Source organism: Komagataeibacter intermedius TF2 (genome assembly GCF_000964425.1).
Taxonomy (GTDB): domain Bacteria; phylum Pseudomonadota; class Alphaproteobacteria; order Acetobacterales; family Acetobacteraceae; genus Komagataeibacter; species Komagataeibacter intermedius.
Window position 1 is genome coordinate 35,380 of the sequence record NZ_BANF01000027.1, and the last position, 17,432, is coordinate 52,811.

At 58.4% G+C, this 17,432-nt stretch carries 28 protein-coding genes; 24 read left to right on the forward strand and 4 right to left on the reverse strand.

What is annotated here, in order from left to right; genetic code table 11:
• Positions 1-59 precede the first annotated feature (59 nt).
• The 18 genes from B7449_RS04685 to B7449_RS04770 all read left to right on the forward strand — a co-directional run bounded on the left by B7449_RS04685 (position 60) and on the right by B7449_RS04770 (position 8,188).
• Entirely contained in the window at positions 60-677 is a 618-nt protein-coding gene (locus tag B7449_RS04685) for a hypothetical protein (RefSeq protein WP_048883372.1), read from the forward strand.
• Between the two features lie 192 nt (positions 678-869).
• The gene (locus B7449_RS04690; RefSeq protein WP_048883374.1) at positions 870-1,217 is read left to right on the forward strand and encodes a hypothetical protein; all 348 of its coding nucleotides are present in this window, start codon (positions 870-872) and stop codon (positions 1,215-1,217) included.
• Entirely contained in the window at positions 1,214-1,399 is a 186-nt protein-coding gene (locus tag B7449_RS04695) for a hypothetical protein (RefSeq protein WP_082084773.1), read from the forward strand. Before B7449_RS04690 ends, B7449_RS04695 begins: the two co-directional genes overlap by 4 nt.
• A 76-nt stretch (positions 1,400-1,475) precedes the next feature.
• On the forward strand, positions 1,476-1,793 hold the full coding sequence (locus B7449_RS22760) for a hypothetical protein (protein ID WP_244465744.1): 318 nt from the start codon (positions 1,476-1,478) through the stop codon (positions 1,791-1,793).
• A complete protein-coding gene (locus B7449_RS04705) occupies positions 1,790-1,972 on the forward strand; it encodes a hypothetical protein (RefSeq protein ID WP_048883377.1) in 183 nt (60 codons plus the stop codon). The genes B7449_RS22760 and B7449_RS04705 overlap by 4 nt, the downstream gene beginning before the upstream one ends.
• Before the next feature lie 35 nt (positions 1,973-2,007).
• On the forward strand, positions 2,008-2,901 hold the full coding sequence (locus tag B7449_RS04710; protein ID WP_159108149.1) for a PD-(D/E)XK nuclease-like domain-containing protein: 894 nt from the start codon (positions 2,008-2,010) through the stop codon (positions 2,899-2,901).
• Positions 2,901-3,755, forward strand: a complete 855-nt coding sequence (locus tag B7449_RS04715) for a recombinase RecT (protein ID WP_048883380.1) — start codon at positions 2,901-2,903, stop codon at positions 3,753-3,755. The genes B7449_RS04710 and B7449_RS04715 overlap by 1 nt, the downstream gene beginning before the upstream one ends.
• Entirely contained in the window at positions 3,752-3,958 is a 207-nt protein-coding gene (locus B7449_RS04720; RefSeq protein ID WP_048883382.1) for a hypothetical protein, read from the forward strand. Before B7449_RS04715 ends, B7449_RS04720 begins: the two co-directional genes overlap by 4 nt.
• Positions 3,945-4,535 (forward strand): hypothetical protein, encoded by a 591-nt coding sequence (locus tag B7449_RS04725; protein ID WP_048883383.1) that lies wholly within the window; start codon positions 3,945-3,947, stop codon positions 4,533-4,535. Before B7449_RS04720 ends, B7449_RS04725 begins: the two co-directional genes overlap by 14 nt.
• Positions 4,532-4,723 carry a DUF1653 domain-containing protein gene (locus B7449_RS04730; protein WP_082084761.1) on the forward strand — a complete coding sequence of 64 codons (192 nt, stop codon included), beginning with the start codon at positions 4,532-4,534 and terminating at the stop codon, positions 4,721-4,723. The genes B7449_RS04725 and B7449_RS04730 overlap by 4 nt, the downstream gene beginning before the upstream one ends.
• On the forward strand, positions 4,720-5,097 hold the full coding sequence (locus B7449_RS04735; RefSeq protein ID WP_048883385.1) for a hypothetical protein: 378 nt from the start codon (positions 4,720-4,722) through the stop codon (positions 5,095-5,097). The genes B7449_RS04730 and B7449_RS04735 overlap by 4 nt, the downstream gene beginning before the upstream one ends.
• Entirely contained in the window at positions 5,094-5,483 is a 390-nt protein-coding gene (locus B7449_RS04740; protein ID WP_048883387.1) for a hypothetical protein, read from the forward strand. Before B7449_RS04735 ends, B7449_RS04740 begins: the two co-directional genes overlap by 4 nt.
• Positions 5,480-5,803: a hypothetical protein gene (locus B7449_RS04745; RefSeq protein ID WP_048883389.1), complete on the forward strand. Its 324-nt coding sequence runs from the start codon at positions 5,480-5,482 to the stop codon at positions 5,801-5,803. The genes B7449_RS04740 and B7449_RS04745 overlap by 4 nt, the downstream gene beginning before the upstream one ends.
• Complete coding sequence (locus B7449_RS04750) at positions 5,800-6,024, forward strand: hypothetical protein (protein ID WP_048883390.1); 225 nt, start codon at positions 5,800-5,802, stop codon at positions 6,022-6,024. Before B7449_RS04745 ends, B7449_RS04750 begins: the two co-directional genes overlap by 4 nt.
• The gene (locus B7449_RS04755; protein ID WP_048883391.1) at positions 6,021-6,536 is read left to right on the forward strand and encodes a DNA N-6-adenine-methyltransferase; all 516 of its coding nucleotides are present in this window, start codon (positions 6,021-6,023) and stop codon (positions 6,534-6,536) included. Before B7449_RS04750 ends, B7449_RS04755 begins: the two co-directional genes overlap by 4 nt.
• Positions 6,533-6,712, forward strand: coding sequence for a hypothetical protein (locus B7449_RS04760; protein ID WP_048883393.1), 180 nt, complete (start codon positions 6,533-6,535; stop codon positions 6,710-6,712). The genes B7449_RS04755 and B7449_RS04760 overlap by 4 nt, the downstream gene beginning before the upstream one ends.
• A 182-nt stretch (positions 6,713-6,894) precedes the next feature.
• Entirely contained in the window at positions 6,895-7,902 is a 1,008-nt protein-coding gene (locus tag B7449_RS04765; protein WP_159108150.1) for a tyrosine-type recombinase/integrase, read from the forward strand.
• Between the two features lie 49 nt (positions 7,903-7,951).
• The gene (locus B7449_RS04770) at positions 7,952-8,188 is read left to right on the forward strand and encodes a hypothetical protein (RefSeq protein WP_244465745.1); all 237 of its coding nucleotides are present in this window, start codon (positions 7,952-7,954) and stop codon (positions 8,186-8,188) included.
• A 138-nt stretch (positions 8,189-8,326) separates the two neighbouring features.
• On the opposite strand, the gene B7449_RS04775 is transcribed toward B7449_RS04770, so the two are convergent.
• Positions 8,327-8,548, reverse strand: coding sequence for a hypothetical protein (locus tag B7449_RS04775; protein WP_039734418.1), 222 nt, complete (start codon positions 8,546-8,548; stop codon positions 8,327-8,329).
• A 572-nt stretch (positions 8,549-9,120) separates the two neighbouring features.
• Between B7449_RS04775 and B7449_RS04780 the strand changes: the two genes are divergently transcribed.
• The 5 genes from B7449_RS04780 (at position 9,121) to B7449_RS04800 (ending at position 12,715) form a co-directional block, all read left to right on the forward strand.
• Positions 9,121-9,636: a thioredoxin domain-containing protein gene (locus tag B7449_RS04780; RefSeq protein ID WP_039734417.1), complete on the forward strand. Its 516-nt coding sequence runs from the start codon at positions 9,121-9,123 to the stop codon at positions 9,634-9,636.
• 57 nt (positions 9,637-9,693) lie between these two features.
• Entirely contained in the window at positions 9,694-10,416 is a 723-nt protein-coding gene (locus B7449_RS04785) for an RBBP9/YdeN family alpha/beta hydrolase (RefSeq protein ID WP_048883399.1), read from the forward strand.
• A gap of 312 nt (positions 10,417-10,728) precedes the next feature.
• Positions 10,729-10,983 carry a hypothetical protein gene (locus B7449_RS04790; RefSeq protein WP_039734416.1) on the forward strand — a complete coding sequence of 85 codons (255 nt, stop codon included), beginning with the start codon at positions 10,729-10,731 and terminating at the stop codon, positions 10,981-10,983.
• The gene (locus B7449_RS04795; RefSeq protein ID WP_039734415.1) at positions 10,983-12,452 is read left to right on the forward strand and encodes a PepSY-associated TM helix domain-containing protein; all 1,470 of its coding nucleotides are present in this window, start codon (positions 10,983-10,985) and stop codon (positions 12,450-12,452) included. The genes B7449_RS04790 and B7449_RS04795 overlap by 1 nt, the downstream gene beginning before the upstream one ends.
• Positions 12,449-12,715 carry a hypothetical protein gene (locus tag B7449_RS04800; RefSeq protein WP_039734414.1) on the forward strand — a complete coding sequence of 89 codons (267 nt, stop codon included), beginning with the start codon at positions 12,449-12,451 and terminating at the stop codon, positions 12,713-12,715. Before B7449_RS04795 ends, B7449_RS04800 begins: the two co-directional genes overlap by 4 nt.
• Before the next feature lie 20 nt (positions 12,716-12,735).
• Here the strand turns inward: B7449_RS04800 and B7449_RS04805 are convergent, their stop codons facing one another.
• The 3 genes from B7449_RS04805 to B7449_RS04815 form a co-directional block, all read right to left on the reverse strand.
• Complete coding sequence (locus B7449_RS04805; protein ID WP_048883435.1) at positions 12,736-13,146, reverse strand: hypothetical protein; 411 nt, start codon at positions 13,144-13,146, stop codon at positions 12,736-12,738.
• Positions 13,147-13,872: 726 nt separating this feature from the next.
• Complete coding sequence (locus B7449_RS04810) at positions 13,873-14,286, reverse strand: tautomerase family protein (protein WP_039734413.1); 414 nt, start codon at positions 14,284-14,286, stop codon at positions 13,873-13,875.
• A 33-nt stretch (positions 14,287-14,319) separates the two neighbouring features.
• Positions 14,320-15,669 (reverse strand): aspartate aminotransferase family protein, encoded by a 1,350-nt coding sequence (locus B7449_RS04815; RefSeq protein WP_039734412.1) that lies wholly within the window; start codon positions 15,667-15,669, stop codon positions 14,320-14,322.
• Positions 15,670-15,811: 142 nt separating this feature from the next.
• Between B7449_RS04815 and B7449_RS04820 the strand changes: the two genes are divergently transcribed.
• Positions 15,812-17,203 (forward strand): aminotransferase-like domain-containing protein, encoded by a 1,392-nt coding sequence (locus B7449_RS04820; protein WP_039734443.1) that lies wholly within the window; start codon positions 15,812-15,814, stop codon positions 17,201-17,203.
• Positions 17,204-17,432: the final 229 nt, after the last annotated feature.

A 17,432-nucleotide genomic window follows, 5' to 3' on the forward strand; every position in this document is an offset into this window, starting at 1 on the left:
GTTGCGTCCATCACGTTTGTCTGACAAACATATACCCATCACCAACACGGAGATGGGAAGTGACCCACACACAGGTCGAGCAGCAGACTGCTCCCGAAAACAACCCTGCACAGATTACCCTCCTCAAAATCCGCGAATGGGGCGCCTGCTCCGATGGGCGCGACTGGTTTCGCGAGAAATTTCCCCAGGGCGGCACGTATGGCGACGTAATGACCGGCCTGTATGCTGACAAACGCTACGGCGACGCGTGGTGGCTGGCCGATAAGGCGTTTGATGTGAAGAACATCAGTGCCGACTTTATCGAAAGCGATGTAAGCTCAATCATTGCCGCAACGGAAGGCGTCGATGTTGACCCGGGCAACGACGCACAGGCCGGGTTCTCGGGCAACGACGCACAGGCCGGGTTCTCGGGCAACTACGCACAGGCCGGGTTCTCGGGCGACGACGCACGGGCCGGGTTCTCGGGCTACGGCGCACGGGCCGAATGCACCGGCGAGAACGCCACCATCGTGTTTGCTGGTCTCGATGGTTCCGTCATTTTGGGGAAAGGCGGAGCGGCAAACCTAATGTGGAACGATGGTACCCGTGATCGTTTCGTTCACCTCTACGAGGGCGAGGACGGCATTGAAGCAGGCGTCCTCTACACCGTCAAAGACGGCAAAGTGGTGAGGGCGTAATGCCTCCCCTCCCCGACAACCACCTAACTCGCTTTCTGGGCATGGCCCTTCTCGGCGCGATGCTTCTGGGCACGGTGTTCTACGCATTCGCCACTGTTGCAATGCCCTGACACGTCCGGGCCACCGGGGCTGCGGTCCCGGCAGTCTGGCCGAGTTGGCCAAGCATTTTCAAAGTAATGAGAGGAATTGATTATGTGCAGTAATCTTCCTGACGGTTGTTCGCAGGGTGATATTGATAACGCTCTGGGCGGCTACTGGCCTGCATGGGCCGAGGACGAATATCAGCGCCTGTGTGAGTATCGGTCGTCTTTGATTGCCCTGCGTGAACAGGCAAAGGGCGTTGATGCCCGCTTTCACGACGTGAGCGACATGACGGGCGGGCTGCATGGCGGCGCGCTGGATGATGAAATCGTCATGGTGAACAAGTCCATCAAGGACTTCCCGGAAACGGTTGAGCGCATCGAGGCAGATGGTCGGGAGAGCCGTTCTTTTGACTGTGCCGATATGCGCCGGGCCGAGCGTATGGAGTGCGCGGCATGACCAGCCGGTATGAACAGCCCCTCGACAACATCTACGAGGGCCTGTCGCGCGCTGAAATCGTTCTGCGCCGCGACATCGCGCGGGAAACTCGGCCTGAGATAAAGGCTGGCCTTGAAGAGGATCTGGCGCATGTCTGCGAGGCCCGCAAAAGCCACTCATTTCTTGCGGGAGACCTGCCATGACATTCCCCCTGACAGAACACCAGCGCGTGCGGATCAATCGGCGCGTCATGCAGAACCATGTGGGGAGGAAGGGGCTGTGAGTGAAGTGAAGTTCACGCCAGGACCTTGGGTTGCTGTTTATCGGGGCGATAATGGAGGAGGCCCAGAAGGTGATGTGCACCAAAAAGCAAAATGGGATGTTGGCCTTATTGATGACGGTTTTATGCGCGGTGATTTTCGGTGGAATGATGCCTGCTTAATCGCTGCCGCGCCTGACATGTACGCCATTCTGGTCGATTTCATCGAATATGAGCGCCTGATGGATGAGGATAATCATGCCGCAGGCATGCTCAAATATGCTGACTTACGGGAGAAGGTCATCAAGGCCATAGCTAAAGCCCGAGGTGAAGCATGACCCCCCTCACCCCGCGCCAGATCGAAGCCGTGCGCCGGAACCTGCGCATGATGGATGCGCGGACGGACTGGGATAGCATCACCGGGCCGCAGAAGCGGAAGGACTGGCCCTTCCCTGATTACGAGACCCTGTTCCTGCCCGGGGGGCAGAGGGTGCCGTTTTTTGAGGGGCGGGTGTGATGGCGCAGATTATCACACAGCCCGGCATCTATAGCATGAGCAGCGAAGAATATCACGCTGACCCGTGCCGGCCGATGAGCCTGTCCAGCAGCGGCGCCCGTGCCCTTGCGTCCGATTGCCCGGCACAGTTCATCTATGACCGGCAGAATGCGCAGCATAAGCAGTGCTTTGATATCGGTACGGCCGGGCATCTTATGGTGCTGGAACCTCACCTGTTCGATGAACAGATTGTTGTGGTGGAGGGGCGCACAGCGGACGGAAAGCCGTCTGCGGGCTACAAGTCAAAGGATGCGATCGAGCAGCGCGATGCGGCCTACAAGGCCGGGAAAACGCCGCTTCTTAAGAGTGAAGTCGAAATGGTCCGCGCGATGCGCGCCCAGATCTGGGACGACCCCGTAGCGTCCAAGGCATTCCGCGATGGCCGGGCTGAACAGTCTATGTTCTGGAAGGATCCAGAGTTCGGTATCTGGTGCCGGACGCGCCCCGACTTCGTGCCCAGTCATGGTCGGTATCTGGTGGACTATAAGACGGCAGCCAGCAGCAATCCGCGTGATTTTGAGAAGGCCATGTTCAACTGCGGCTATCACCAGCAGGCGGCGTGGTATCTCGATGGATATGAAGCCGTGACAGGACAAAGGCCCAAAGCATTCTGGTTCATCGTGCAGGCCAAGAAGCCGCCATATCTGGTTTCCCTGTGCGAGATTGATGCCGTTACTCTCCAGATGGGCGCGGATGCCAACCGCTACGCCAGGGGCGTGCTTGCCTGGTGCCTGGAACATGACCAGTGGCCAACCCATCGCCCCCGCATCCAGAGTCCGCTGCGGATATTTACGGTCGGTGCACCGGTCTGGGCTCTCAATGAATACGAAACGCGCATGAAAGACGGCAGTCTTGAACCGCCGCCTGTGCGCCAGAAGGAAGTTGCGTGATGAATAATGTTCCTCAGAACAACTATGGAAACCGCTCGCCAGCACGTGGTCGATTGAATGGACAGACGTTCGCGGCAGAGTTCGCCAAGATCATGCCGCAGGTAAAGGCGGTTCTTCCTGCGCATATCTCGGTCGATAAGTTTGAGCGCGTCGTAAGAATTGCCGTGCAGAAAAACGATAAGCTGCTGGAGTGTTCGCCACGATCCCTGTTTATGGAATGCGTAAAGGCAGCTTCCGATGGGCTTCTGCCCGACGGGCGCGAAGGGGCAATCGTTCCTCGCGGTAGCGAAGCTGTTTGGCAGCCCATGGTTTCTGGTCTGATGAAACTGGCCCGCAACAGCGGACAGATTGCCAGTATTTCTTCTCAGGTTGTTTACAAAGGCGAGCGTTTCCGTGTGGTGCTTGGGGACGACGAGCGCATTGAGCACGAGCGCGATCTTGATATTGCTGGAGAAACAGAAATCGTTGCTGCCTATGCGGTTGCCCGCCTCAAGGACGGCTCCGAACCTATCCGTGAAATCATGACGTGGAAACAGATCGAAAAAGTCCGCAACACCAACAAATATTGGATGAAAGGCCCATGGAAGGACTGGGGTGATGAAATGGCCCGCAAGACGGTCATTCGGCGCCTGTCAAAGCGCCTTCCGTTCAGCACTGACCAGAATGATGAACGCCTGCAGGAAGCCATCCAGAGAACAGACGCTCTGGTTGATCTGATCGCGGATCCAGAACCTACAGCGCAGGAAATGGACCCGTTTGAAGCCGCTGCGCACGGTGTTGACCCCGCCGCCATCGAGAATAACCAGCAGGCCGTTTCTGATCCCATCACAGAAAAAGAACAGGTTCCGGCATGACCCCCACCAGCGACGCCGCCGAACCCGACTACCTCGCCACGCGGCTTACGTGGATGCAGCAGGTCGAACTGCACATGAGGGCGCATAACTCTGCGCCCCTCAATGCCCGGCAGAAACGCCGCCTGCGCATTGCCCAAGATAACGACGTCGAACCGTGGGACGCCTTCACCCAGATCGTAGGAACCGACCATGTGCAGTTCTGAAAACGAACTGATCCATGACGTGCGGCAGGTCCATTTGGAAGAATTGATTATGAAGAACGAAGAACAGTTTGTGATGGTGCCTGTGCGTTTGTCGGCAGAGCAATCATCTCTTGTCGGCCCTATGGTTGCTCATGATTGGGGGATAATCATCCAGCATGCGGGCACTCCCATCCCGCCGTGCGCGGATGTGGAGACGGTTGGTTATGTGCATGGAGATTATCCGAAACAAGGGCATCGAGCAGTCATGTGCCCACCGTCTATGCGGGACCCCATTTCGGGCCGTATAGAGCATTTTGACACTGCCCTCGTCCGCCGCACCGACATGGAAGCGCAGGTTGCGAAGGTGGCGGCGGAGAAGGATGCGGAGATAGCGCGGCTGTCTGATGCCCTGAATCGCATGATTGGAATCGCCATAAGCCGCGCCACTGTCCAGACCGTAGAGGCTGTGGTGAGTGAACGAACCTCTATGCTTCGGGACGCGATCGTGCACGCCGCATGTGATCTTGCAGATGGCGTTGATGTCTCAACTGTATGCCGCAATCTCCGCGCAGCCCTCAACAAAGGATCGGGCGCATGAGTGAAAGCACATATCGTCACAAAAAGCGCGGTGGACTCTATATCGTGCATGGACGCGCCACGCTTCAGGTTGATGGCCCGCACGACATGGCAGAGTGCGTGATTTACTCCAGCACGGCAGACGGTCGTGTTTGGGTTCGTCCGGCATCGGAGTTTTTCGATGGTCGTTTTGAGGAAGTCCAGTCATGACCAAGACAAAACTTGAAATCATCGGCCCTTACACGCCGGAGCATGAGGGGCCGTTTTGCACGCGGGATAGGCAACCTGTTCGACTGATCTCCAAAACGGGTGGAAGCAAAGAATACCCGGTGATTGGCATGATCGCCCATAGGGCTGGGCCTGATTGCTGGCGCAGCGATGGTTGTTATACGACTGGAATTACGGATGGGACGCAAGACCTCATGAACGCCCGCGAGGTGCCTGTGGCGCGGGAGTTTTGGATTAAGGAGCATGTTGATGGCGGCTTATCCATCTTTCTGTCCAAGGAAGATGTAGAGAAGCACAACGTGTGTTTACGCAGCACCATCCACGTCCGCGAAGTCGTGCCGGGGGATGGGGAATGACCAAACCATGGAACGGCCTGCCAGATCAGCCGGAGCGGAGTGGGTGGCATTGGCTCAAGCATTCCAATGGAAACTATCCACAACCGTTTGAATGGAACCACGACACCCGGCAGTGGGAAGTTGACATTGATGATGAAGGCTTCCCGGAAGAAATGGTGGATAGCGGGTATAAATACATCTGCCGCTGCCCCGATCCATCCGAACTCGCGCAGATGCGGAAGGATGAGCGGGAGCAGGCGGCGCAGGTTTGCGAAAGATGGGCACAGGCCTGCGGTGCAATATACGACCTCAATCCCACAGACTATTCTGCTGGGGAGGCGGATACATGGGAAGAGGCAGCGCGGGCTATCCGCACCCTAACCGACGAAGGAGGGAAGAAGTCGTGAGAAGCCGGGAAGAACAGATTGCTGATCTCACCAACCTATTTGGCGAGGAAGGCACATTTTCATTCGTGGATGACCGGGACGCCGCGACCAAGCATATCATCGAAGCCGAGCGCCGGGCAGAACGGCGCGTGCAGGCAGAGATTGCGCGGGATAGTGAGCGGTTGGATTGGATCGAACGCCACCGCGCAACGCAGGCCGTGCATCTGGATGGTTCTGGCTGGCACATAGTACCAGACGGCGAGAGCTGCGGGGTCGATGGAGAGACGTTCCGCGCTGCTGTGGACGCGGCCATGAAGGCGGAGCGGGAGGCGCAGGGATGACCAAACGATCAGACCGCACGCCGGAGAGCACCCTTACATGGGGAGAATGGCTGGACATCCTTGAACAGTATCACACTCAGCTGCGGGATACCGTTCCCGGATTTGAGGGATACGGAGATAGCATTCTTGCCAGCACAGGAGAGGATTGCTGGGAAGACTACTGGCATGACGGGTATTCGCCTGCCGGGGCCTTGGATGAAGATATGGAGTATTGGGGATGACCAAGCCTCACCACGCGGCGCCGGGCCAGTCCGACGAATGGTTCACGCCACCGGAAGTCTTTGATGCTCTCGGGGTTACGTTCGACTTGGACGTAGCCCAGCCGGAGACGGGCCGCGCGTTCCTGTCTGTTCCCTGTCGCCGGTTCCTGACAGTCAGTAATGATGGCCTGACAGCCCCGTGGGATGGGTTCGTCTGGATGAATCCACCGTTCGGTGGCCGCAATGGCGTCGTTCCTTGGCTGCGGCGCTTCATGGATCATGGAAATGGCATAGCATGTGTGAACGCATTGACCAGTTCAGGGTGGTTCCATGATTTCGCGCCACAGGCCGATGCCCTGCTCTTCCCACGCGGCAAGACAAAGTTTATCCGCCCAGATGGGACGCGGGGAAATTCTCCAGGTAATGGTGTCGTGCTGATAGGCATGGGCAGTCAGGCCGTAAACGCTCTTCTGAACGCTCAGAAGGGCGGCTTGGGAATGGTCACACGAATTGCAGAGAGGGTAGCCGCATGATCGGAACCCACTTCGGCTTCTTCTACAAGGGCTGCCGGGTGGAATGCACCCGGAAAGAAGCGCGGATCATCCTGCACGGAAAGGTCGTCGGGAAGTCCAAGGCGGTCTCGCGGGCCGCTATCGAAAAGGACGTGGAGAGGGTGATTGCTCGGTTGAGGGAGGTGGGGAATGGGTGAAGTCCAGCCCCGATGGCTAAGACCAGAAGATGCCGCCCGGTATGTTGGTCGGCGCGTGGATGAATTGCCGCGACTGGTGAGGGCTGGGAAGCTGCCCCAACCATCGCGCCATTTTGGCCCTCGGTCGCCTCGGTATGACCGGCTTGAACTTGATCAGATTATGGGAAGCCGAAAGGTCGAGAATGACGCAGACGCCATCTTCCGGGAAGAAATGGAACGAGCGTGGCGGTGATGTCCGTATCGTGCGGAAAAAGTTGGCAGACGGAACAGTCAAGGAATATCGGTATCCAAGGAAACGTTCCGATCCAAACCCAGTATTGGATCAAAAAAGCCTTCATGCTCTTCTATCCGCATATAGAAAATCGTCTGAGTTTTCTCACCTGAAAGAAAGGACGCAAAATAATTACCTGACGAGTATCCGAAAAATAGAAACTATAGGCCGCATCCCCGTCGAGGGGTTACGCAGGCGGCATATTCTGGAGTTGAGAGACACGGTCGCGAGGGAGACAGGAAACGGTAGCGCAAACAATATGATCGTGGTCCTGTCCTCAATTTTAGGATGGGGCGTTGACCGGGACTGGCTGCCATTCAATGTTGCCTACCGCGTCAAAAAACTACCAATCGGGTCATATATAGCCTGGTCAGAATCTCAGGTTGAGACGGCGCTTACCTGCTTTTCTGAGCCATTGCGCCGCGCTGTCCTGCTGGCCGCCTACACAGGACAACGTCGGGGCGATCTCATCAAAATGAGATGGGATCATTGGTCAGGCAGGCAACTTTATGTGAACCAAGAGAAAAAGCGCGCTGGGGCGAAAGATATTGAGGTTTATATTCCTATCCATCCGAGACTGGCCGCAGAGATGTTGGAATGGAAAAAGGATGGCTGCGACTACATTCTTGAAAACTGCGGTGAAAAATGGGTGGGAGTAAATCTATCAAAACGCATCGCGTTACAGGTCAGGAAATTTGGTTTGCCCGCGGGGTTGAACATGCATGGGCTGCGGAAATATGCGGCAGCCATGTTGGCTGAGGCTGGCTGCACGTCCCATCAGATCGCATCGATCACCGGGCATTCCACGCTTGAAATGGTCGAACATTATACGAAATCTGCCAGGCAAAAAGTGTTGGCTCGTGAGGCTATGGACAAGCTTCAGGACAACTTTGGAAACCACGGGAAAACTACAAACTAACTTATTGTTTTGTATGTATATTCTTATTTTCCTGGAAATGGTACCGCTGATGGCCGTTTCCCTGATCGCGGTCCTGCACTGGCCGCAGGTACAGGCCCTGCTGGGACGCAGGATCATCCGTTCCACGCCGCCGCAGCTGAAGCGGGAGCCGCTTGGCCTGCCCTATGCCCTTGGGGCGCTGGGCATGATGGCGGTGTTTGAGGTCCTGCCGTATTGCGAGGAAGCACTGCGTGACTGGAAAGCCAACCCCGGCCGACTGACCCCGCCCGCGGGCCAGCCAGCCTGACGCAGATGACAGGGGCGACCCCTGCCCCCATGGCAGGATCACAACAGAACAGCCCGGACGGAACATATCCGTCCGGGCTGTCATGCATTCGTCCTGCCCTTCATGCGGCACCATGACCGCATGTGATCCGGCGCATGGTCATTTTCCGCCTGTGGCGTCGTGCCTGTCCACGTGGACGTGGGAACGGCGGTAAAGGCGCGCGACCTGTCTGGTCACGTCATCCGATCCGTGCAGGGTGCGGTTATGAAATGCCCGCACGCTGTCATGCGTGGCATAGAAGCGGCGCGTCTGGCGATCCGCCTCCAGGATGACGGTGCCAAGGAATGTGCCGTCGATTTCGATGATACGGGATTCAAGCATTGAAAAAACTGCCCTTGCATGTCCGTGGCGATGCACGGACGGTTTCCGGCAGGATTTCCGCCGGCTGTTTTATGGAATGGCCGCCCGCATGACGGGAACGGCTGGAATGGTGCGACATCGATCGGTGCAACGCATTCGCATGGCTGGCTGGATCATGGGGAATCATCCTGCATGATGGGTGCGGTATGTCTTTCAACGGGAACAATACACACCGGGTACCCTGCGTCAATACATAATAACTTTATTATAGTGGAATTATCCATACATCATTTGATTGTCGTTGTTTATGGCATTTTGAAGACATTTTTAACGTTTACAGTCTATTAAATGGGCATTCTTTCCGCAGGAATGCCTTTGTAATGATTGTGTGACACGCCCTAGCCCCGTGCACATCCGCTGTGCGACGCGCATGGCGGGAAATTTTCACGATCAAAATATCATTATTTTTTGTTATATTTTTATATGACATTTTTTATATGCACATTTTTATGGATGTGATTATATAATCCACATAATGAATGATGGAACCATAGGTCCGCACCCGTGGCGTCCTCATCATCAGGAGACAGGCAATGGCAATTTTCCCCGGCTGGAAAGCCCCGGATTTCATGACCGAGACAGGCACAGGGCCAGTCCGTTTCCATACATGGGGTCATGGGTGCTGGCGTATTGTCCTGACCCATCCGGGAGATTACAGCATGCACAGCCTGCGGGCCGGGCTGCGATGGGCACGTACGCGCGCCCAGCCGGTGCGCCTGCTGGGCCTTGCACCCATTACCCCTGCCCCTCTGTCTGGCGTGATCCCCCTGCCTTCCGCAGGGGCGGCGGCAGATATGCCGGATTTCCCGATCGTTCATGATGAAACAGGCCATATTGCCGCCCTGTGGCGGGGTGTCACGGTGGATGTCGGACCGGGCGGCGAAGATATGGAAGAACATGCCGCCTTCATTGTAGATCCCGACAATACAGTGCGCAGCACACTGATCCACCCGGCCTCAACGGAACGGAATTTCAATGACATCATCCGCGTGGCGCATGGGCTTGGCGCGGGTTGCCCGTCCCTGAAGCAGACCCCGCGCGCGGCATAGAAACCGTGAACGGGTCGCCCATGACCACACTGTTTTCCCTACATCGGGAGCACGACAATGTCCCTGCGCATGCATCCTGAGCAGGTGCCTTCGCCCATAATACCCGTTGTTCCGCCCGGCATGCTGCCTGCGCCAGATGGCAGCATGACTGCCGGGGCGATAGTGATACAGGCCCTGTCCGGTTTTGACGTGGTCATCGTTCCTGGGCTGGACGGGTCCGGGCCGCAGCACTGGCAGTCACAATGGGAGTTATTTTTCCGCCTGCATGGGGTGACGGTGCGACGTGTGCAGCAGAACAACTGGACACATCCCCATTATCCGGACTGGGTGCAGGGCCTGCAACACGCCGTGCGGAGCTGCCGCCGGCCCGTTATCCTTGTCGCCCACAGCCTTGGCGCCATACTGAGTGTACGCATGGCGGTCGAACAGGGGGCTGCGGGCGTCGTGGGGGCGTTTCTGGTCGCACCGGCGGATATTGACCATCATCACGGTCCCGACGCGGCACGGGTGGCCGGTTTTGCGCCACTGCCCACAACACCGCTGCCTTTTCCTGCCATGCTTATGGCCAGTCAGGATGATGAATGGCTGAGCATGTCCCGTGCCCGTGACCTTGCCGCCCTGTGGGGGGCGACGCTGGTCAATGCTGGCACGGTCGGTCATATTGGCAACCATGCCCGTGTCGGCCTGTGGCCGGATGGCATGACGGCGCTGGAAAATCTGCTCCGCTTCATCCGTCAGCGTGCGCCCCACTGCGGAACGGTCACGCCACACCTGTCGTAAGTGTATATCTGGCGGATACCGCCACCGATCGGCCTGTGCGCCACACGACAGCCTGACCCAAGACCGACCGCACGAACACCGGGGCGCAATGGCGCGCGCCGGGGTGGACATGATGGTCCACGGCATGGTCGTCACGCTGGCCGCCAGCATGAATTCAGTGCGGCCAGCGGCTATGGGTGGCTGGCGTCACGGTCCATGATAAAAAACATTCCGTATCCCTTCGCATGACCGGGCTTTCCATGGCATAGACATAAATGCAAATGCGTCGCATTTATTCATGTGCCGTAACGGAAGGGAGCCGTAGCGATCAATATGACACAGGACAGGACGCGCCTGACACGCAACCGGGTGGCCGGCATCCTGCCTGCCTGCCTGGTTTCCTATGCGCTTGCCCATTTCATGGTCATTGCCAGCGTATCGGCCAGCGCCGCCACCGCGCAGCTTGGACAGATCATCGCCCTTGCCTGCCTGCCCGCGTTGGTCGTGCTGTGTTTCAGTTCGTCGGCAGGTGTGCTGTCTGTCTGCATGGGTGGCGGCCTTGCAGTCCTTATCGAACTGATTTCGTAATGCGTGAAACCCTGCGTACCCGCCTGGGGTGGCTACATGCGTGGGCCGGTTTTCTGGCTGGCCTGATCGCGACGTGCATTTTCATGACGGGTACCCTGTCGGTATTTGACGCGGAAATGACACGGTGGATGCAGCCTGAAAACCAGGTACCGGCCAATGCCCCCCTGACGGGCACCGCGCTGGATGCCGCGGCAGCCCTGATCCATGAACAGCAGGTACGCGGATCATCGGTTTTCCTGACCCTGCCATCACCCCGGTCGCCCACCCTTGATGTGCTGCATTACGACGGGCAGAAGTTTGTCGGCACACTGTTCGACCCGCGCAGTGGCGTGCCCATTACGGTACGGGCCACCATGGGGGGCACATTCTTCTTCAGTTTCCATTACACGCTACTGGCCGGAACGACTGGCACCCGTCTCGTCGATATCCTTGGTATCGCCCTGCTTGTTACGATCGTATCGGGCATTGTCATACACCTGCGCGCGCTTGTGCCGGACATTGTCATGCTGCGCCTGTCCACCGCACGCCTGCGGGGATGGCTGGATGCCCACCTGCTGGTCGGTGTGCTGTTCCTGCCGTTTACGATCATGATCATCTACACCGGCACCGTGGTCAACGCGAACCTGATCCTGCCTGCAACACCGCTGACACACCTGTTTGCCCCGGAAAAGCCGGAAATGCCCGCGGCAGGTCCGACTGTCACCACCGCCGCTCCGCCGCCGCTACCCGCGCTTGCCCCCCTTCTGGCGACAGCGCGCCGCAGCCTGCACGGTCGCGAGATCGGGTTTATCCTGTTTTCCCCTGACCGCCTGAGCCTGTACGCCAGCGATGCATCCGGACCATTCCTGACCCGCGACCATGCCGATTTCAGCCTGCCGGACGGCCACCTGCTGGGCACGACCACAACACCCGGCCCGATCGCCCATACCATGCAGGCCATGCATGGACTGCATTATGCCCGCTTTGCCCCGTTGGGGTTGCGGTGGCTGTATTTCCTGTCGGGGCTGTGCGCCACGGGCACCATTGCCAGTGGACTGGTGCTGTTCATCATGAAACGCCGCCGCGCATCCGGGCACCGGATTGGTTTTCGCATTGGTGAAGGCCTGACCATTACGACCATTACCGGACTGCCCATCAGCATACTGGTATTCCTGTGGTGCAATCACCTGCTGCCCGCCACCATGACGGGACGCGACAGGCTGGAAACCAGTCTTTTTTTTGGTGCATGGATTTTATGTGCCGGACATGCCGCCCTTCACTCCACCAGCACATCCATGAATACGGCTTGGCGGCCACAACTGGCCATGACCGCATTGCTGGGGGGCGGCCTGCCGGTGCTTGATGTCGTGGTCTGCCCCCATGCGGTCCGCAGCCTGTGGGCAATCCATGCCGGGATGGACGGGCTGGGCGTACTTGCCGCCATCATGGCGCTGTATGCCCGGCGTCAACTGCAGGATGACGGGACATGAACTTTGCCATCATCTGCGGACTATGGCTGATGGCCTTTGCATGTCATGTACGGCTGCAGCCAGCCCGTTACCGGTTTGCGCGACTGACGCCCCACGGGCGGCGCGTGGCGGTCATGGGCCGGATTGCAGCACCTGCCTGTGCATTGATGCTGGCAATCCGGCCTGGCGGGATAACAGGCGTACTGACATGGTTTGGAAGCCTGTCGATTATGGGCCTGCTGGTAGCCCTGTGGCTGGCATTACGCCACCGGCCAGCCGCGTAATCCCGCCCAGCGGATGGGCGTTACCATCCGCCCCAGCCCCAACCGCCCACGTAGCCACCATAAGGATAGCCATAATAGCCGGGATACCCGTAGACAGGATAACCGTAACCGTATCCATAACCATCATAATAACCCGGCGGACCGTACCATCCGGGACCACCCCAGCCGCCGCCACCCCGGGGTCCCCTGTCCCAGCCACCGCCACGGGGGCCGCCACCGGGACCACCAAAGCCCGGGCCACCACGACCGCCGCCGCCGGGGCCGCCAAAGCCCGGACCACCGCGACCACCACCGCCGGGGCCACCCGGACCACCATGTCCCCCGCCGCCCGGACCGCCACCGGGACCATGCTGCGCATGGGCGCACGACAGTGGCAAAACCGGTGCGGCGGCCAGCGCCATGACGGTAAAAGCCGTCATCAGGGATTTCATATACTTCATTCCCGTACTCCTCTCCCCCTAAACTGATATCAGCCCACGACAAAACAATGGCGGATTGTCACATTAGTGTATCAATACCACATCTGTTTCAGGATACAGGCCTGATTCCCCTGCATGACCTGTCGCGTTCGACAGAAAAATATAGACATGCCCAATACCAAAAGAGGCAGACAGAAGTCGGATTTATCTATGACATGAATACCATGCCGCCGCATCCACATGCCCAGCAGCACCCGAAAATGGTTTGTAAAGCGTCCTGTAAATCGACTGAAATTTTTTGGTAAAACTTTTTTCAAAAAACTTCGGGAAACGTCGCCTTTAAAAAAGCGATACTCAAAAATTTTATTTTTTCTTATCAATGGGTTATTTCAAACGGCTTCTTATGTGCATCGGCCGCGATACGACGGTAGCCACGCCCCTAAAGGGGGTGCAGGATCAGGACAGGAAAGATCGTGTCAGTCCAGAATTTTCATTCAGTGAAGGAAACCGATCGCCAGAACATGCCGAGCAAGGCACATCTCCATGCTGGCGCCCCAAATTTCCACGTGAAGCTTTGACGGAAAACCTTGAAAAAAGGCGAACTGCTGATTCGCTTCGCGTTTCATCAACCTGTCGATTTGAACAGGTCGCTCCTGAAAGATGGACCCGAATGGTCTGCTGACACGACGCGGCGCAGGATACAGCCGGGCTTTCCCATAAAAGCCCGGCCATACGTGTTCAGGCAGGCGCGCCCGGCAGCGGCAGCTCACCAGTCAGGAACTGGGCGCGGCCGAGGCCGAAGCTCCAGTGCTCATCCTGATTTTCAATAATCGATACCATCAGGTCGGATGGCGCAAGGCCACAGCGGGCCTGCAGCGTTTCCGCCAGAAGCTTGTAGAACGCGGCAATCTGTTCCTTGCCACGCGGGCGCGAAACCACCTGCAGCAGCACGACCCTGGACGTGCGGGGAATGTCCAGCCCCGTATCCTCGATCACCATATGGGTGGGTTCGTGTTCGGATACCAGCTGGTAGCGATCGCGTGCGGGCACCTTGAACGCTTCCAGCATGGCGTCATGCGCCGCGTCGAGCAGCCCGCGCAGTTCCGCCGGGTTGCGCTGTCCTTTTACAACGTGAAAATGCAGCAAAGGCATGATGTTTTCCTGTTCCTGTATGAACGTCGTGGCTCAGCCGATCTGGATGATGAGCTGGCGAAGTGTCGAAACCATGTCACGCAGTTCCTGCGCGGTGGAAATGAACGGCGGCCCGAAGGAGACCGTCTCCCCCGTCACGCGCAACAGCAGCCCGCCACGCAGGGCGGCTTCAAACAGCGCCTGCCCCCGCGCGCCCGGTTTGCCATCCACCGGCTTGAGGTCAATGGCCGCCGTCAGGCCAATATTGCGGATATCGGCAATGGCATCGAGGTCTTTCAGGCTGTGGATGGCATCCTCCAGCACGGGTTCAAGTTCGCGCACCCGGGCAACAAGCCCTTCCTCACGCATGACATCCAGAACGACATGCCCCACCGCCGCCGCCATGGGATGACCGGAATATGTATAGCCATGACAGAACTCGATGGCATTTTCCGGGCCGGTCATGAAGGTGTTGTAAATCTCGTCCGTGACGATCACCCCGCCCATCGGCACGATGCCATTGGTCACGGCCTTGGCAAAGGTAATGATATCCGGCGTTACGCCAAAACGCTGGGCGCCAAAGTTCTCGCCCATGCGGCCGAAGCCGGTAATGACTTCGTCAAAGATCAGCAGGATGCCGTTGGCCGTGCAGATTTCACGCAGGCGCTGCAGATACCCGACCGGCGGCACGATCACCCCGGTTGATCCCTGCACCGGTTCGACAATGACCGCCGCAATGGTGGAAGCATCATGCAGCGTTACAAGCCGGACAAGGTCTTCCGCCCGGTGGGTGCCCCATGTCGGTTGCCCGCGGGTAAAGGCCATGTGCGCGGGTTCATAGGTATGGCGCAGGTGATCGACGCCCGGCATCATGCCGGCTGCGAACATCTTGCGATTGGACACGATGCCCCCCACCGACATGCCACCAAAGCCGACACCGTGATAGCCACGTTCACGCCCGATCATGCGGAAACGGTTTCCTGCCCCCTTGATACGGTGGTACCCCAGCGCAACCTTCAGCGCCGTATCGACCGCTTCCGACCCGGAATTGGCGAAAAAGACGTGATTCATGCCCTGCGGGGCAAGGTCGGCAATCCGTTCAGCCAGCGAGATGGCGCCGGGATGGGTCAACTGGAAGCTTGGCGCGAAATCCAGTGTTTCGGCCTGCCTGCGCACCGCTTCGACAATGCGCGGATGGGCGTGGCCCAGCGGGGTACACCACAGGCCCGACAGGGTATCGAACAGCTTATGGCCTTCACTGGTTGTGTAATATGCCCCTTCGGCGCTGACCAGCGTGCGGGGGGGCATATTGGCGCGCAAATGACGGTTGGCGGTAAAGGGTTGCCAGTACACCCCCTCGCGCTCGTTCCGGAGGAGTTCCGCTTTTTCTGAATCCTGAGCCATGTTACAATCCTGCACTGAAATCCGCCCCCAGTCCCTGATGCGGGGGCGATTCATTTCATGACCGTAAGTCCCGGCCCGCGCCCTGTATATGTACAATCCGGCCGCGCTTCGTGAAACTGTACTGATCGGCACCGGCTTTTCCATGACATCTTCCCCCTTCCCCAATCCGGACCGACGCAGCCACACGCCCCTTGTCGGCCAGATCGGACAGGATCTTGAAGACCGCATCCGCAGCGGCGTCCTGCGTCGGGGGGAACGGCTGCCATCCATCCGGCGCATGGCGCGGCAATGCGGGGTCAGTACCATTACCATCGCCAATACATACCTCCGGCTGGCCGGCACGGGACTGGTGGAAAGCCGGGGCACGCGGGGATATTTTGTCATCGGGCCGGAACGCGGCACGCCGATGCTGCAGCGCTCCATTGACTCCATGTGGCTGCTTCAGCACGCGTATGAGGACGAAGCCCCGGTCATCAAGGCAGGATGCGGGTGGCTGCCATCCGACATGCTGTTTACATCGGCCGCCCGGCGTGCGCTGACAGAACTGTCGCCACAGAAACTGGCGGCCATGCTGGAATACGGCAATCCCTACGGCCATGCCGGATTACGGCACAATATCCGCCAGATGCTGGCACGCCGGGACATTGCCTGCACCGAAAGCAGCATCATCCTGACCCATGGCGCAAGCCAGGCGCTGGAACTGGCGGTGCGCTGCCTTTCAACGCGGGGTGATACGATACTGGTGGAAGATCCGGGGTACTGCAATCTCTACCCGGCCCTGCAGGCGCTGGGCCTGCAGATCGCCAGCATTCCGCGCCTGCGCGACGGCCCATGCCCCGAACAGCTGGAGCGCATGGTGCGCCGGTACCAGCCACGCCTGTTCATAACGACCTCCATCCTGCACAATCCCACCGGCACCTGCAGCACGGCCCGGAACATGCATGACGTCCTGCGCATTGCCCGGCAGCATGATGTAACCGTGATTGAAGATGACATCTTTCTTGATCTTGCCCCTGATGGGCAGCAGACGCTGTCGCAACTGGGCGGGCTGAATGCGGTCATCCATATCGGCAGCTTTTCCAAAACCATCGGACCGGGGCTGCGCGTGGGATATGTCGCCTGCGCCCCGGATACCGCGCAGCGGATCCTGCGGCAGAAAATGGCCAGTAACCTGACCACCGCCCCCCTGAATGAGGAAATTGTCCATAACATTGTCAGTAGCGGACTGTACCGTCCCCATCTGGCGCATCTGCGTGAAAGCCTGATGCGGGCACAGGCACGGGTCTGCACCCGTCTGGAACAGGCGGGAATGCAGCTTTACTTCCACCCCGCCGGCGGCATGTTCGCCTGGGCCCGGTTTGGAACCGACAGGGATGTGCGCGCCCTGGCGGAACGTGCCTGTTCATATGACATCATGCTGGCGCCCGGTCACCTGTTCCGCCCGGATGAACAGCCCTCGCAATGGTTCAGGTTCAATGTGGCGCATTCGGACAACCCGCGCCTGTTTGATTTCCTTGGGCGCATGACGGGCTGATATACTGTCTGAATATGCACCACAAATAAGCCTGTATCTCCTTAATTATCTGTACAGGCATCAATAACACGAGGACCCGCTCCAGACGTTGACTGCCGCATCAGGATATATCTTTGGCCCTGTTGCGCCCGAAACAGGCCAGGCACCTTGCGGTCCGTCAGATCAATTCACATTTCACGATCAGGCAGACAGGGCATCCCCCTACCCTGCGGTCATTCGCATTAGCATA

What these genes read in the sequence shown, in the direction of transcription:
- B7449_RS04690 (WP_048883374.1), top strand. Translation starts at nt 870, where the DNA reads ATGTGCAGTAATCTTCCTGACGGTTGTTCGCAGGGTGATATTGATAAC.
- B7449_RS04695 (WP_082084773.1), top strand. Translation starts at nt 1,214, where the DNA reads ATGACCAGCCGGTATGAACAGCCCCTCGACAACATCTACGAGGGCCTG.
- B7449_RS04705 (WP_048883377.1), top strand. Translation starts at nt 1,790, where the DNA reads ATGACCCCCCTCACCCCGCGCCAGATCGAAGCCGTGCGCCGGAACCTG.
- B7449_RS04710 (WP_159108149.1), top strand. Translation starts at nt 2,008, where the DNA reads ATGAGCAGCGAAGAATATCACGCTGACCCGTGCCGGCCGATGAGCCTG.
- B7449_RS04715 (WP_048883380.1), top strand. Translation starts at nt 2,901, where the DNA reads ATGAATAATGTTCCTCAGAACAACTATGGAAACCGCTCGCCAGCACGT.
- B7449_RS04720 (WP_048883382.1), top strand. Translation starts at nt 3,752, where the DNA reads ATGACCCCCACCAGCGACGCCGCCGAACCCGACTACCTCGCCACGCGG.
- B7449_RS04725 (WP_048883383.1), top strand. Translation starts at nt 3,945, where the DNA reads ATGTGCAGTTCTGAAAACGAACTGATCCATGACGTGCGGCAGGTCCAT.
- B7449_RS04730 (WP_082084761.1), top strand. Translation starts at nt 4,532, where the DNA reads ATGAGTGAAAGCACATATCGTCACAAAAAGCGCGGTGGACTCTATATC.
- B7449_RS04735 (WP_048883385.1), top strand. Translation starts at nt 4,720, where the DNA reads ATGACCAAGACAAAACTTGAAATCATCGGCCCTTACACGCCGGAGCAT.
- B7449_RS04740 (WP_048883387.1), top strand. Translation starts at nt 5,094, where the DNA reads ATGACCAAACCATGGAACGGCCTGCCAGATCAGCCGGAGCGGAGTGGG.
- B7449_RS04750 (WP_048883390.1), top strand. Translation starts at nt 5,800, where the DNA reads ATGACCAAACGATCAGACCGCACGCCGGAGAGCACCCTTACATGGGGA.
- B7449_RS04755 (WP_048883391.1), top strand. Translation starts at nt 6,021, where the DNA reads ATGACCAAGCCTCACCACGCGGCGCCGGGCCAGTCCGACGAATGGTTC.
- B7449_RS04760 (WP_048883393.1), top strand. Translation starts at nt 6,533, where the DNA reads ATGATCGGAACCCACTTCGGCTTCTTCTACAAGGGCTGCCGGGTGGAA.
- B7449_RS04765 (WP_159108150.1), top strand. Translation starts at nt 6,895, where the DNA reads ATGACGCAGACGCCATCTTCCGGGAAGAAATGGAACGAGCGTGGCGGT.
- B7449_RS04770 (WP_244465745.1), top strand. Translation starts at nt 7,952, where the DNA reads ATGGCCGTTTCCCTGATCGCGGTCCTGCACTGGCCGCAGGTACAGGCC.
- B7449_RS04775 (WP_039734418.1), bottom strand. Translation starts at nt 8,548, where the DNA reads ATGCTTGAATCCCGTATCATCGAAATCGACGGCACATTCCTTGGCACC.
- B7449_RS04780 (WP_039734417.1), top strand. Translation starts at nt 9,121, where the DNA reads ATGGCAATTTTCCCCGGCTGGAAAGCCCCGGATTTCATGACCGAGACA.
- B7449_RS04785 (WP_048883399.1), top strand. Translation starts at nt 9,694, where the DNA reads ATGTCCCTGCGCATGCATCCTGAGCAGGTGCCTTCGCCCATAATACCC.
- B7449_RS04790 (WP_039734416.1), top strand. Translation starts at nt 10,729, where the DNA reads ATGACACAGGACAGGACGCGCCTGACACGCAACCGGGTGGCCGGCATC.
- B7449_RS04795 (WP_039734415.1), top strand. Translation starts at nt 10,983, where the DNA reads ATGCGTGAAACCCTGCGTACCCGCCTGGGGTGGCTACATGCGTGGGCC.
- B7449_RS04800 (WP_039734414.1), top strand. Translation starts at nt 12,449, where the DNA reads ATGAACTTTGCCATCATCTGCGGACTATGGCTGATGGCCTTTGCATGT.
- B7449_RS04805 (WP_048883435.1), bottom strand. Translation starts at nt 13,146, where the DNA reads ATGAAATCCCTGATGACGGCTTTTACCGTCATGGCGCTGGCCGCCGCA.
- B7449_RS04810 (WP_039734413.1), bottom strand. Translation starts at nt 14,286, where the DNA reads ATGCCTTTGCTGCATTTTCACGTTGTAAAAGGACAGCGCAACCCGGCG.
- B7449_RS04815 (WP_039734412.1), bottom strand. Translation starts at nt 15,669, where the DNA reads ATGGCTCAGGATTCAGAAAAAGCGGAACTCCTCCGGAACGAGCGCGAG.
- B7449_RS04820 (WP_039734443.1), top strand. Translation starts at nt 15,812, where the DNA reads ATGACATCTTCCCCCTTCCCCAATCCGGACCGACGCAGCCACACGCCC.